The sequence below is a fragment of the Devosia sp. genome (genome assembly GCF_017744655.1).
In the GTDB taxonomy this organism is placed as follows: Bacteria; Pseudomonadota; Alphaproteobacteria; order Rhizobiales; family Devosiaceae; genus Devosia.
On the sequence record NZ_JAGIAW010000010.1, the window covers coordinates 73587 to 86127 of the forward strand.

Annotated in this window: 13 protein-coding genes and 1 riboswitch; of the genes, 6 read left to right on the plus strand and 7 right to left on the minus strand. The window is 62.8% G+C overall.

Annotation, left to right across the window (positions count from 1 at the left end):
- Positions 1-118: 118 nt before the first annotated feature.
- The gene (gene pdeM, locus J7557_RS18460; protein WP_291421495.1) at positions 119-823 is read right to left on the minus strand and encodes a ligase-associated DNA damage response endonuclease PdeM; all 705 of its coding nucleotides are present in this window, start codon (positions 821-823) and stop codon (positions 119-121) included.
- A gap of 135 nt (positions 824-958) precedes the next feature.
- On the minus strand, positions 959-3445 hold the full coding sequence (locus J7557_RS18465; RefSeq protein WP_291421496.1) for a ligase-associated DNA damage response DEXH box helicase: 2487 nt from the start codon (positions 3443-3445) through the stop codon (positions 959-961).
- A 274-nt stretch (positions 3446-3719) separates the two neighbouring features.
- On the opposite strand from J7557_RS18465, the gene J7557_RS18470 reads away from it, so the two are divergent.
- Genes J7557_RS18470 through J7557_RS18480 form a run of 3 tightly spaced genes read left to right on the plus strand, consistent with a single transcriptional unit; the run spans position 3720 to position 4878 of the window.
- Positions 3720-4007, plus strand: a complete 288-nt coding sequence (locus tag J7557_RS18470) for a DUF6460 domain-containing protein (RefSeq protein ID WP_291421497.1) — start codon at positions 3720-3722, stop codon at positions 4005-4007.
- A gap of 14 nt (positions 4008-4021) precedes the next feature.
- Positions 4022-4681: a nucleoside/nucleotide kinase family protein gene (locus tag J7557_RS18475; protein WP_291421498.1), complete on the plus strand. Its 660-nt coding sequence runs from the start codon at positions 4022-4024 to the stop codon at positions 4679-4681.
- A 17-nt stretch (positions 4682-4698) separates the two neighbouring features.
- On the plus strand, positions 4699-4878 hold the full coding sequence (locus J7557_RS18480; RefSeq protein WP_291421499.1) for a hypothetical protein: 180 nt from the start codon (positions 4699-4701) through the stop codon (positions 4876-4878).
- Positions 4879-4949: 71 nt separating this feature from the next.
- Here J7557_RS18480 and J7557_RS18485 read toward each other — a convergent pair whose 3' ends face one another.
- Positions 4950-6062, minus strand: a complete 1113-nt coding sequence (locus tag J7557_RS18485; protein ID WP_291421500.1) for a quinone-dependent dihydroorotate dehydrogenase — start codon at positions 6060-6062, stop codon at positions 4950-4952.
- Complete coding sequence (locus J7557_RS18490) at positions 6059-6415, minus strand: DUF952 domain-containing protein (RefSeq protein ID WP_291421501.1); 357 nt, start codon at positions 6413-6415, stop codon at positions 6059-6061. Before J7557_RS18490 ends, J7557_RS18485 begins: the two co-directional genes overlap by 4 nt.
- 129 nt (positions 6416-6544) lie before the next feature.
- On the opposite strand from J7557_RS18490, the gene J7557_RS18495 reads away from it, so the two are divergent.
- Positions 6545-7186 carry a helix-turn-helix transcriptional regulator gene (locus J7557_RS18495; RefSeq protein WP_291421502.1) on the plus strand — a complete coding sequence of 214 codons (642 nt, stop codon included), beginning with the start codon at positions 6545-6547 and terminating at the stop codon, positions 7184-7186.
- Positions 7153-7629, plus strand: coding sequence for an aminoglycoside 6'-N-acetyltransferase (gene aac(6') / locus J7557_RS18500; RefSeq protein ID WP_367272912.1), 477 nt, complete (start codon positions 7153-7155; stop codon positions 7627-7629). The genes J7557_RS18495 and aac(6') overlap by 34 nt, the downstream gene beginning before the upstream one ends.
- A gap of 235 nt (positions 7630-7864) precedes the next feature.
- Here the strand turns inward: aac(6') and J7557_RS18505 are convergent, their stop codons facing one another.
- Complete coding sequence (locus J7557_RS18505) at positions 7865-9514, minus strand: lysine--tRNA ligase (protein ID WP_291421503.1); 1650 nt, start codon at positions 9512-9514, stop codon at positions 7865-7867.
- A 144-nt stretch (positions 9515-9658) separates the two neighbouring features.
- Between J7557_RS18505 and J7557_RS18510 the strand changes: the two genes are divergently transcribed.
- A complete protein-coding gene (locus tag J7557_RS18510; RefSeq protein WP_291421504.1) occupies positions 9659-10072 on the plus strand; it encodes a tellurite resistance TerB family protein in 414 nt (137 codons plus the stop codon).
- Positions 10073-10205: 133 nt separating this feature from the next.
- On the opposite strand, the gene J7557_RS18515 is transcribed toward J7557_RS18510, so the two are convergent.
- Both J7557_RS18515 and metZ read right to left on the minus strand, forming a co-directional pair.
- A complete protein-coding gene (locus J7557_RS18515; protein WP_291421505.1) occupies positions 10206-11021 on the minus strand; it encodes a transporter substrate-binding domain-containing protein in 816 nt (271 codons plus the stop codon).
- 154 nt (positions 11022-11175) lie between these two features.
- On the minus strand, positions 11176-12384 hold the full coding sequence (gene metZ, locus J7557_RS18520) for an O-succinylhomoserine sulfhydrylase (protein WP_291421506.1): 1209 nt from the start codon (positions 12382-12384) through the stop codon (positions 11176-11178).
- Positions 12385-12423: 39 nt separating this feature from the next.
- Positions 12424-12499, minus strand: a riboswitch (SAM riboswitch).
- Between the last annotated feature and the right edge of the window lie 42 nt (positions 12500-12541).

A 12541-nucleotide genomic window follows, 5' to 3' on the forward strand; every position in this document is an offset into this window, starting at 1 on the left:
CGACCACTAGCTGTCATCCCGGCGTAGGCCGGGAGCCATCTTGAGATCTCAGGATGGGCCCCGGCCTAGAGCCGGGGTGACAAATAGGGGGTGGTGCGGCTGTAGTGCCAGAACCGCCTCACCCGCGCACCAGGCGCTTTGTGGACACCGGATAGGTCCGGTCGCGGCCCAGCATGGTTACTTCCACCGTTGGCCAGTTCAGCAGACCGAAGAAGGCGGGCGACAGGATGTTGAGGGCGCCGGTGGAGCTGCCATAGGCAGGCAGGATCAGGAGGCGATTGTCGTGGACGAAGCAAGCGCTGCGCGCGGTGCGGCCGGTCATGGCGATACGGGCGGCGGGATGGAGATGGCCGGCGACGAGGCCGGGTTTTCCCTTTTTGGGCTCGTGCGAAAGGGTAAGCCCGTCGAGTTCGAGTTCGGCGCAGCAGAACCCGCCGATGGCATGGGGCGCGGGGTCGTGATTGCCCGAGAGCCAGGTGCAGTCGACGTTTTCGACGATGGCATCGAGGCGGAGGCGTTCGGTTGGGCCGAGGAGCGTGCTGGAATCGACGCGGTGAAAAGTGTCGCCGAGGGAGATCAGCTTTTGGGCGCCGGTGCGGCGCAAGTCGGCTTCGAGGCGGGAGAGCGTCATGCCCGTATCGTAGGGCGGCAGCATCTGGCCGCGGCGGGCGAAGCTGGCCATTTTCTCGAAGTGGAGATCGGCGACGAGCAGGGTTTGCCGGGCGTGCCAATAGAGCGCGCCGGACGGCAAGGGCTCGAAATTGTGGCCGGCGAAGCGCAGCAAGGGGGACTCGGTCGATTGGGCTAGGGCTACGCTGTTCATATGGTCATTCGACATCCATTCGAAAGGCCCCCTCACCCGGCCTTTTGGCCGACCTCTCCCCCAGAGGGAGAGGTGAAGAGCCCCCTCATCCGGCGCTATGCGCCACCTTCTCCCCGAGGGGGAGAAGAATAAGGGTCAGAGTTCGCCGATGGCTTCCCGAATGAGTTCGTCGGCTGCATCAGCCATAGCCGATTCGCGGGCTTCGCCGAAAATCGGCTCCTTGCCGATGTCGAGCATGACCGGCACGGCGAGGGGCGAAATCTGGTGCAGGGGCTTGTGGACGATGTGAGATTTGATGCGGGCAAGCATATTGCCGAGGCGTTCGATATCGAGGAGGCCGCGGGCAGCGTCGCTGCGGGTGGCTTCGATGAGGATGTGGTCGGGCTCGTGTTGGTAGAGCACGTCGTAGATGATGTCCGAACTCATGGTGATCTGGCGGCCGGATTTTTCCTTGCCGGGGTGGCGGCGCTCGATGAGGCCGGAGATGATAGCGCAGTTGCGGAAAGTGCGCTTCATCAGGGCTGACTCGTCGAGCCAGGATTCCAGATCATCCCCGAGCATGTCCTCGTCGAAGAGTTCATCGAGCGAGAGGCGATTGGTGCGGATGAGGGCCGAGAGATCGCCGAGGCCCCAGACGGCGAGGGCATACTCCGAGGCGACGAAGCCGAGCGGGCGGGCGCGCATGCGTTCGAGCCTTCGGGTGAGCAGCATGCCGAGGGTCTGGTGCGCGAGGCGACCTTCGAAGGGGTAACAGACCATGAAATGATTGGTGCCGCGCGGGAAGGTCTCCACCAAGAGACTGTCGCGGCGAGGGAGAACGGAAAAATCGCGCTGCAGGCGGAGCCAATCCGCAACCTGGTTTGGGAGTTTTTGCCACTCGTCCGGCGTGTCCATGATGCGGCGGACGCGTTCGGCGAGATAGGTCGAGAGCGGGAATTTTCCGCCCATATAGGATGGGATTTTCGGGTTTTGCGCGACGGCGCGGGAGACGAAAGCTTCGTTGTCCTTGATGCCTTCGAAGGCGACGATTTCGCCGCCGAACATGAAGGTATCACCGACTGAGAGCGTGCCGAAAAAGTATTCCTCCATTTCGCCGAGGACCCGGCCGCCGGCGCCGATGGGGCCGGTGGTGCGGCCGCGCTTCTGCTCCTTGGAGCGGATGAGGCGGACGCGAACCATGGGCTCTTCGATGATGGTGCCGATGTTCAAGCGGTATTGCTGGGCTACCGAGGGATGGGAAAGGCGCCAGGTGAGGTCGGGGTTTTGCTTGAGACGCGCATAACGCTCATAGGCGCGGAGGGCATAGCCGCCGGTGGCGACGAAATCGAGGACGCGGTCGAATTTTGCGCGCGTGAGATCGCGATAGGGCCAGGCGCGGGTGACTTCGGCATAGAGATCGTCGGCCAGAAAGGGTTCGGCGCAGGCCATGCCGAGGACGTGCTGGGCGAGGACGTCGTAGCCGCCGGGATGGGGATCTTCGCTATCCTGATGATTTTCGGCGACGGCTTCGACGGCGGCTTCGCATTCGAGAACTTCGAAGCGGTTGGAGGGGACGAGCAGGGCTTTTGAGGGTTCGTCGAGCCGGTGATTGGCGCGGCCGATGCGCTGCAGCATGCGCGAGGAGCCTTTTGGGGCGCCGACCTGCACGACGAGATCGACATCGCCCCAGTCGATGCCGAGGTCGAGGGTCGAGGTGCAGACGACAGCTTTCAGCCGGCCATCGGACATGGCGGCTTCCACCTTCCGGCGCTGTTCCACCGAGAGGGAGCCGTGGTGGAGGGCGATGGGCAGCATGTCGTCGTTGATGTCCCAGAGGCCCTGGAAGAGCATTTCGGCCTGGGAGCGGGTGTTGACGAAGAGGAGCGTCGTCTTGTGCTGCTTGATCGTCTCGTAGAGTTCGCGGTGAGCGTATTTGGCGGAGTGGCCGGCCCAGGGGAGGCGCTCTTCGGTTTCGAGGATGGCGAGGTCGGGCGGGGCGCCGCCGATCATGCGGAGGAGATCGGTGGGACGATCGGGATGGGGCTGGGCGATCCAATCGCGGAGGAGATCGGGGCGGGCGACCGTGGCCGAGAGCGCAGTGATGCGCATGTCGGGCGCGAGCTTGGCGAGGCGTGCGAGGCCAAGTGACAAAAGGTCGCCGCGCTTGGAGGTGACGAGCGCATGGAGTTCGTCGAGGACGACGCGGCGGAGGGTGCCGAACATGAGTTCGGCATGGGGGTGCGAGATGAGGAGCGCCAGTTGTTCGGGGGTGGTCAGGAGGATGTGGGGTGGTTTTACGCGCTGGCGGGTGCGTTTGCTGGCGGAGGTGTCGCCGGTGCGGGCTTCGACGGTGATGGGTAGACCCATGTCGGTGATGGGGTTGGAGAGGTTGCGGTGCACGTCGACCGCGAGGGCTTTTAGGGGCGAGATATAGAGGGTGTGGAGGCCTTGGAACTTGCCGTCGACCAGTTCGGAAAGGCTCGGGAGAAAGCCGGCCATGGTCTTGCCGGCGCCGGTGGGGGCGATGAGGAGCTGGCTCGCTCCGGATTGATAGCTGCGTAAAACGTCGAGCTGGTGCTGGCGGGGCGACCAGCCACGCGCGGCGAACCAGTTGGCGATGACAGGTGGGAGGGTGGTGATCATGGCTCTCCCCTGCTCTTCCTTCTCCCCTTGAGGGAGAAGGTGCCCGAAGGGCGGATGAGGGGTATTCTTTCCGCGCCCCTCAACTGGCTCCTCTGCGGAGGAGAGATACCCCTCACCCTGATTTTCTGCTGAACGCAGAAAATCTGTCCCTCTCCCTCAAGGGGCGAGGGAGAGTGCGGCGATCGGGGGAGCGCGAAAGTTGACAACAGGCACCTACTGCAAATCACCCACAAGCCTATATGATGGTCTCAACACTGCCAAACGGAGCCGCCTGATGACAGAAGACAGCCGACCCGCATCTCGTTCCGGTCTCGAGCGCCTATTGGGCGATCGGCCGGGGTCCCTCGCCATCAAGCTGGTGCTGATTTCGCTGTTTGTCGGCTTCATCATGTCGGTGTTCGGGTTCGACGCCGCCGATCTGGTGCGCGGGGCTGTGGAGGCCGTTCGCGATATGCTCAGAGATGGTGGTGCGGTGTTCCGGCAGCTGGGGACCTATGTGCTGACCGGTGCAGCGATTGTGTTGCCGGTCTGGTTGATCCTGCGCCTGATGCAGAGGCGCTGATGCTTGAGGGGCGGTTGACACTTACACCCATCGACGCACTGACTGAATTGACATGGAAAGCGCAGGAGCTGGCCGAGAGAGCCGGCGGCAAGCGCGTGGCCATTGGGCTGGCGGGAGGCCCCGGGACCGGCAAATCGACGCTGGCCGCGGAGCTGGTAGCGGCGCTGAATGTGTCGGCGCCGGGCTCGGCAGCGCTGGTGCCGATGGATGGTTTCCATATGAAGCATGCCAAGCTCGAGGCCATGGGGCAGACCGATTTCAAGGGTGCGCCGCATACATTCGAGGGCGGGGAGTTTGTTGCGTTTCTGGCCCGTCTGAAGGCGGCGACGGAAGCGATGAGTGGGCCGGGTTACTCGCGAAAAATCGAGGATACGGTCGACGACGCTTTTACGATCGCGCCGGAGGTGAAGGTGCTGGTGGTGGAGGGGAACTATTTGCTGCTGGGTGATGCGCCCTGGGCCGAGGTAAAGTCGCTGCTCGATTTTTCTGCCTTCATCACTGTGCCGCGCGAGATGGTGCGGGCGCGGTTGATGAAGCGGCATGGCGAAGAGGGGCTCTTCACCGAGGAGCGCAATCGGGCGCATATCGAGCGCAATGATTTACCGAACTATGATCGCGTGATGCTCTCGCAGGATCGGGCGGATGTGGTGATCACGCTGGATGTCGAGCGGTGAATAACTGGGGCATTGCCATGGCAATTCTCATCGGCGCGGGGATGGTTGCCGGCGCGATCCTATTGCGGCCCAGTCCATTTCAGGAATGCGTCGCAATCATCTCGGCCGATATCGTTCACCAGAACCTGACGGCGACGCTTGATCCACGCGATGTCGAAGTCGAGGCAGCGAAAGTCTGCTCGGGGGCGGCATTGTAGGCACGTCCTCGTGGTTCGAGGCTTCGCTACGCTATGCACCTCACCATGAGGACTACTGAGGTGTGATTACCCTATGAAACCTCGCCCTCCCCCCTTGCCCAGGCGTCGGTCTTGATGCCGACCAGTTCGGAAATGTTCTTCTTGCCCGCCGAGCGCACGCCGGCGACGAGGCCGCGCTTGAGGCGGTCGAGCAGGTCGAGGCCGCCAAAGACCATGGCCGAATAGAGCTGGATAGCATTGGCGCCGGCTTCGATTTTTGACAGGGCAGTTTGCGGGGAATGGATGCCGCCGACGCCGACCAGTGGCAGCGTGCCGACGCGCTGGCGCATCTGGGCGAGGCGCTGGGTGGAGAGTGGGAAGAGCGGTTTGCCCGAGAGGCCGCCTGTCTCTTCTGCGTTTTCTATGCCGGCGACGGGATCGCGCGAAATGGTGGTGTTGGAGACGATGAGGCCGTCGAGATCGGTCGCGAGGATGACGCGGGCTATGCCGTCCATGGCGGCTTCATCGAGATCGGGCGCGATCTTGAGGAGGACAGGCACGCGGGTTTTCGCCTTGGCTCGTGCGCTCAGGACCGCGTCGAGAAGCCTGGTGAGCGCTTCGTCGGCCTGCAGATTGCGGAGGCCCGGGGTGTTGGGCGAGGAGATGTTGACGGTGAGATAGTCGGCGAGGTCGGCGAAGCGGTTTACGCCCAACACATAGTCGGCGACGAAATCGTCGCTGTCCTTGTTGGCGCCGATATTGACGCCGAGCGCGGCGGGGACGCGCAGGCCCTTAAGGCGTACGAAGGCCGCCTCGTGTCCCTCATTGTTAAAGCCCATGCGATTGATGACGCCATCGGCGGGGCCGATGCGGAAGAGGCGCGGCTTGGGATTGCCCACCTGCGGGCGTGGGGTAACGGTGCCGATTTCGACCATGCCGAAACCCATAAGGGCGAGCGGACGCGGGACTTCGGCATTCTTGTCAAAGCCCGCGGCCATGCCGACCGGGTTCTTCAATTCCAGGCCGCAGAGGGTTGTTGCGAGTTCGGGCGGGTCCTTCTGCTCCTGCTGCGGGGCGAGACCCAGGCGCAGGGCGGTGATGGTGGCCCCGTGGGCGGTCTCGGGGTCCATGCGCAGCAACGTGTCGCGTGTCAGATTGGCGAGGCCGGCATTGCGCAGCAGCGGAGCGAAGGCAGAAAGGATCATTTGACACCTGCGGGCAGGGTACAGGAGCCGTCGGCGGCGACGCTGATCGGTTCCTCCCAGAGGATGGAGGACAGTTTCAAGGGGCCACCATAAAGATGCGGGAAGAGTTCGCCGCCGCGGGAGGGTTCCCAAACCAGGTCGTCGCCCAGATCGGCCGTCGGGACGGCGAGTAGCAGGAGACCCGCCTGACCGGCGAAATGCAGGCGCAGGGTTTCGGCCAATTGCGCCGCCGTCGAAAAGTGCATGTAGCCATCCTTGTGGTCGATGGGCATGCCTTCGAACTGGCCAGAAACGCGCGCCGGCGCAAAGGCCACGGCAGTGGTGATTTTGTAGATCAGCTCGGGTATCGACATGGGCGCGAACCTAGTTAAGTGATCAAGTCTGGGCAAGCATGATTGCGCGGGCTTTACAGGGGGAACGGCTGACATTAATCTAGGATTAATTTCCTCAATCCTGATCAATGTCCTTTTAACGGCTTCACCATGCTTTCTCACCGGGCTATCTGGGATGGTATCGACGCGCTGGCGCAGCGCCATGGCCATTCGGTTTCGGCCCTGGCGCGGCTGGCCGGGCTTGATGCAACCGCGTTCAACGTGTCCAAGCGCGTGAGCAAGGATGGACGCGAGCGCTGGCCATCGACCGAGAGCATTTCCAAAATTCTGGAAGCCACGGGGGAAGGGTTTGACAGCTTTCTCGCTGGAGCGGGAGCATTCATGCAGACCAGCAATACGCCCTATGGGCAGACGGTGCCGCTGCTGGGCCTGGCCCAGGCCGGCGCTGGCGGCTTTTTCGACAGTGCCGGTTTTCCGGCCGGGGAAGGCTGGGACGAGGTCACCCTGCCCTCGCCGGTCGATCCCGGGATTTATGCGCTTGAAATCCAGGGCGACAGCATGGAGCCGCTTTATCGCGAGGGTGACCGCGTGGTGGTTTCGCCCACCGAGCAGGTGCGGCGCGGCGACCGGGTGGTGGTGAAGACGCGCGAAGGCGAGGTGATGGCCAAAATCCTCTATCGCCAGAGCGCCAAGCAGATCGAACTGCATTCGCTCAATCCGGCCTATGAGCCACGGGTGCTCAATACCAGGGATATCGAATGGATCGCGCGGATCATCTGGGCCAGCCAGTGAGGGTTGCGTCGGCGACAACGGCGGATGCCGCGGACTGGTTGGCCATGCGGACGGCGTTGTGGCCGGGCGGTCGCGATGAAGAACATGCGGCCGATATTGCCGAACTGCTTGATGATGCCGGAGAGACGATCAACCTGATCGCACGTGGTGCGGACGGGACGGCGCTGGGCTTTGCCGAGGCGGCGCTGCGGCGCGATTATGTGAATGGTTGCAAGACGTCGCCGGTGGCGTTTCTCGAAGGGATTTTTGTAACACCCGAGGCGCGTGGGCAGGGCGTGGCACGGGCACTGGTTGTTGCCGTGGAGGCCTGGGCGCGAGAGCAGGGTTGTTCGGAATTTGCCTCGGACGCGGCTCTGGAGAATTTTGCGAGCCTCGATATGCATCGCGCGCTGGGTTTTGTGGAGACCCAGCGGGTGGTGTTTTTCAGGAAAGTGTTGGGGTAGCAGGGGTTCCGCTTTCGCGGGGAATGACACTAGGCTTGGGGCTGCTATTCGAGCATGGCTCTATGGCTAATCGCGCGGTGAGAGCGCTTCACCGTTCATCTGAAACACCAAAAACTCGATTGTCACCCCGGGCTCGACCCGGGGCCTATCTTGATATCTCAGGATGAGCCCCGGCCTGAAGCCGGGGTGATCGGTGTGTGGGAAGGTATCAGTTCAAACGTGAAATGCCCTAACCTTACGAGGCCATGTGAAGCTCTCCAGCCAGCGCCTTGGCGATGAGCTTGCGGGTGTTTTCGATGCCGTAGAGTGCGGCGAAGGAGCCGAAGCGGGGGCCGCGTTCCTGGCCAATCAGCACCTGATAGAGCATCTGGAAGAAGTCGCCGGAGACACCGGGACCGCCAGTGGGGCTCTTTTTCGTGTGGTCCTGATAGCGCTCGATGGTGCGAGCGACATCAAGGGCGGCCGTCTGGATGGTTTCGTTGTCGGCGTCGGCCGGGAGAGCGGCGAAGGCGGCAGAGACCGCTTCGAGCGCAGAGCGTTCGACATCGTCTGGGGCACGATAGGTCTTCTTCACAAAATCGCGGAAGTAGCGCATGGCGTAGCCGACCAGCGCATCGAGATGCGGATGGGTCTTGGCTGACACGCCCGGCGCATAGGCCGAGATATAGCCCCACATGACTTCCGGGGTTTCTGGATTGGATGCGGTAGCAAGGTTGAGCAGCAGCGCGAAGGTGACCGGCATGTCGACCTTGGGCACATTGCCATAGTGGACGTGGAAGGCCGGGTTTTCGAGGCGCGCAGCAGCATCCTGCTTTTCATAGGCTGCGACGTGGGCGAAATATTCGTCCACGGCACGCGGGATGACGTCGAAATGCAGGCGCTTGGCAACGCGCGGCTTCTGGAACATGTAGAGGCCGAGGCTCTCGGTCGGCGCATAGGTCAACCATTCGTCGATGGTCAGGCCATTGCCCTTGGACTTGGAGATCTTCTGGCCCTCGGCATCGAGGAACAATTCATACACGTAGTGCTCGGGCGGGGTGCCGCCGAGGATCGCGCAGATCTTGTCGTAGATGTGCTGATTGGTCTGGTGGTCCTTGCCGAACATTTCGAAATCGACGCCCAGCGCGGCCCAGCGCATGCCGAAGTCGGGCTTCCACTGCAGCTTGACGTGGCCGCCTGTGACTGGAACGGTGGTGTCGCGGCCGTCTTCGTCGGCGAAGGTGACCGTGCCGTCCTTGGCGTTGACTTCCTTCATCGGCACATAGAGCACACGGCCGGAAATCGGGGAGATCGGCAGGAAGGGCGAATAGGTTGCCTGGCGCTCGGCCCCGAGGGTCGGCAGCATCACATCCATGATCGCCTGATAGCGCTCGGCGGCGAGGCGCAGGACGGTGTCGAACTTGCCCGACCGATAGTAATCGGTGGCGCTGGCGAATTCGTAGTCGAACCCAAAGGTATCGAGGAAACGACGGAGCATGGCGTTGTTGTGGTGGCCAAAGCTCTCGTATTCGTTGGTCCAGGGATCGGGAACCGAGGTCAGCGGCTTTTGCAGATGCGGCTCCATCGCCTCCTTGGAGGGGACGGTATCCGGAATCTTGCGCATGCCATCGAGATCGTCCGAGAAGCACAGGAGCCGCGTCGGGATTTGGTCGCGCGTCAGAAGGCGGAAGGCGGTGCGGACCATGGTGGTGCGCGCCACTTCGCCAAAGGTGCCGATATGGGGCAGGCCCGAGGGGCCATAACCGGTCTCGAACAGGGCCTCGCCCTTGCCCGACTTTTCCAGCCGTTTGACGATCTTGCGTGCTTCTTCGAACGGCCAGGCGCGAGCGGACTGCGCAGGCTCAAAGAACGACGGATCGAGGGCGGGCAAAACAGCGGGCGACACTGGGCGATAGCCTTTCGGGTGGTGCAGGAAGGTAGAAGAATGGCGGTGTCGCATTCCCCTTGGCTTACGTCAATGTCGCAGGTGGTTGCGAAAGCGGGCGGCGCACCCTAGTTTTTGAACCACTTACCATTGCTGGAAGGCGCCATGACCATCTCTGCCCACGACGCTCTCATCCATCTGATGCTGGTGGCCGCCTCTTCGGACAGCACGATGACCGAACGCGAGCTCATCCGCATCCAGGCGCTGATCGACCGGCTGCCGGTATTCGAAGGCTTTGACAAGTCGCGGCTGACCGAGGTGGCCAATGAATGCGCGGACCTGCTCAACGGGCCGGATGGCCTCGATCGAGTGGTCGACAATGCGCTGGCGGCACTGCCGAAAAAGCTGGAAGACACCGCCTATGCGCTGGCGGTCGAGATCACGTCCGTTGACCTGCATCTCGAGCAGGAAGAGCTGCGCTATCTCGAAATGCTGCGGGATAAGTTGACGCTTGACCGGCTGACGACGGCGGCGATTGAAGTCGCGGCGCGGGCGCGGCATCGGCGGATGCCGAGCTAGTTCTTTTTCGACAGCCTTCCATCGGTCGTCACCACCGGGCTTGCCCCGGTGGTCCCCAGCGGAGGCGAGATGGATTGCCGGTACGAGCCCGGCAATGACGACGGGTTGGATGGTTTAGAGAAGCACTGGCCGCTTAGTAAAATCCCACCGGGAACCAGCGCAGGTAGAGTTCGTCGAGGGCGCCGTTTTCCTTGAGGCGGACCAGGGCCCAATCGATGGCGTGGCGGGCGGCGTCGTTGCCGGCGGGGACGGCGATGGTGAGGCCTTCGCCGAAGAGTTCGGGACGGAAATAGGGCTCGCCGGCAAAGGAGCAGCAGGCGGGATTGTCGTTGAGCCAGAAGGCGGAGCGCATGGCGTCGCCGAAATAGGCGTCCACCTTTTCGTCGCGCAGGGCGGTCAGGGCTTCAATTTCGGAATCGAAGGTTTCGAGCGTCACGTTGGGCAGGTAGCGCGCCATGAAATCGGCATGGGCTGATCCGGCGCGGATGGCGACGGTTTTGCCGGAGAGGTTTGCGACCGAGAAGGCGGCGACGTCATCGGTGCGGGTGACGAAGCGGCCCGGCAACGCGAGATAGGTCGAGGAAAAGTCGAATTTTGCGCCGTTTTCAGGGGTGACGGCGAGGCCGGCGATGAGGGCGTCGCCTTGCGCATCGGCGAGGGCATTGGCGGCTTGGTCCCAGGGCCAGGCCTGGAGCGTGCAGGCGATGTTGACCTCGGCGCAGATGCGCTTGGCGAGGTCGACGTTGAAGCCGATCAGCTCGCCATTGGTGTCACGGAAATTGAAGGGTGGGAAATCGGCCGTGGTGAGGAAGCGGATCGCCGGGACGGAACCCTGCAAGGGCAGGATTTCGCGGGCGTCGGGATCGGCGTGGTAGGGGAGTGGCTGGGCGAGTGTGGGGGTGGCGAAGGCCAGTCCACATAGAGCGAGCACCGCAAAACCAAGCCACACAATCCCCCTCCCCATCCCTCCCCGCAAGGGGGAGGGTGCCGAGCTGGTGCACTTGAACGGCCCTCGTCCCAAACGCGATGCGACACCTCCCCCCTGGCGGGGGAGGTTGGGAGGGGAGGCCGGTCGTGCACGGAGCAGATCAGTCATATCGGCGCTAAACCTGATCCAGCGCGTACATCAGGTCTGCGATCAGATCATCGGCATCTTCGAGGCCGACCGAGAGGCGCAACAGGCCCGGGGTGACGCCGGTTTCGAGGCGGACTTCTTCGGTGAGGCGCGCGTGGGTGGTGGTGCGCGGGTGGGTGATGAGCGATTTGGCATCGCCGAGATTATTCGAGATCAGCACCACCGCGAGGGAATCCGAGAGCGCGAAGGCCGCTTCCTGACCGCCCTTGAGGTCGAGGGCAAGGAGGGTCGAGCCGCGGCTCATCTGGCGCTTGGCGAGATCGTATTGCGGATGGCTCTTGTGGTGCGGATAGATGACGCGGTTGACCTTTGGATGCGATGCCAGCGCTTCGGCGATCTTTTCGGCGCTGTCGGTCATCTGGCGGATGCGCAGGGCGTAGGTTTCGAGGCCTTTCAGCAATACCCAGGCATTGAAAGCGCTGAGCGTGGCGCCGGTCTGGCGGAGGAAGGTGTGGACGTCGGCTTCGATGATGGCCTTTGAGCCGAGCACGATGCCGCCGAGCACCCTGCCCTGCCCGTCGATATGCTTGGTCGCCGAATAGGTGACGAGGTCGGCGCCGAGTTCGAGCGGTTTTTGGTAGAGGGCGGTCGAAAAGACATTGTCGACGATCAGCTTGGCGCCATGAGCGTGGGCGATGTCGGCGACGGCCTTGATGTCGACCAGCTCGAGCGTCGGATTGGTCGGGGTCTCAACGAAGACGACCCTGGTGTTCGGGCGCATGGCGCGCGCGAAATTTTCGGGGTCGCGGCCGTCGACGAGCGTCGATTCAACGCCGAAGCGCGGGGCGTAGTCTTCGACCACGTAGCGGCAACCACCGAAAAGCGCCTGGGCAGCGACGATGTGGTCACCGGCGCGCACCTGGCTCATCACCGCATTGGTGACGGCGGCCATGCCCGAGGCGAAACCGCGGGCAGCTTCAGCGCCTTCGATCAGCGCCATGCGCTCCTGGAACATGTCGACGGTTGGATTGGCAAAGCGCGAATAATTGTGGGCACCGGGGATCTTGTTGAGGAACAGGTCCTCGGCATGCTGCGAGCTCGGGTAGGAATAGCCGGAATTGAGATAGATGGCTTCGCTGGTTTCGTTGAAGGGCGAACGCTTGCCCCCGCCATGGACCATCTGCGTCGCCGCCGAGCGCCGTTTGGGATCAAGGAGGGGATTTTTATCTCTAGACATAACTTCGCCTTCGAACAAAAAAACCGGCACGCGAGTGGCGGCCGGTTACCAACGGTCTTTAGCAATTTCTTTAAAGTGGCTGCAAGCGACCGGCCAAATCACCACTGGAAATGACTAAACCGCAATTGGCCGGTGGCGTCAATGTTCAGGCTTTGCT

Excerpts from the sequence above, each read along its gene's own strand:
- pdeM (WP_291421495.1), bottom strand. The coding sequence starts at position 823 with ATGAACAGCGTAGCCCTAGCCCAATCGACCGAGTCCCCCTTGCTGCGC.
- J7557_RS18465 (WP_291421496.1), bottom strand. The coding sequence starts at position 3,445 with ATGATCACCACCCTCCCACCTGTCATCGCCAACTGGTTCGCCGCGCGT.
- J7557_RS18470 (WP_291421497.1), top strand. The coding sequence starts at position 3,720 with ATGACAGAAGACAGCCGACCCGCATCTCGTTCCGGTCTCGAGCGCCTA.
- J7557_RS18480 (WP_291421499.1), top strand. The coding sequence starts at position 4,699 with ATGGCAATTCTCATCGGCGCGGGGATGGTTGCCGGCGCGATCCTATTG.
- J7557_RS18485 (WP_291421500.1), bottom strand. The coding sequence starts at position 6,062 with ATGATCCTTTCTGCCTTCGCTCCGCTGCTGCGCAATGCCGGCCTCGCC.
- J7557_RS18490 (WP_291421501.1), bottom strand. The coding sequence starts at position 6,415 with ATGTCGATACCCGAGCTGATCTACAAAATCACCACTGCCGTGGCCTTT.
- J7557_RS18495 (WP_291421502.1), top strand. The coding sequence starts at position 6,545 with ATGCTTTCTCACCGGGCTATCTGGGATGGTATCGACGCGCTGGCGCAG.
- J7557_RS18510 (WP_291421504.1), top strand. The coding sequence starts at position 9,659 with ATGACCATCTCTGCCCACGACGCTCTCATCCATCTGATGCTGGTGGCC.
- metZ (WP_291421506.1), bottom strand. The coding sequence starts at position 12,384 with ATGTCTAGAGATAAAAATCCCCTCCTTGATCCCAAACGGCGCTCGGCG.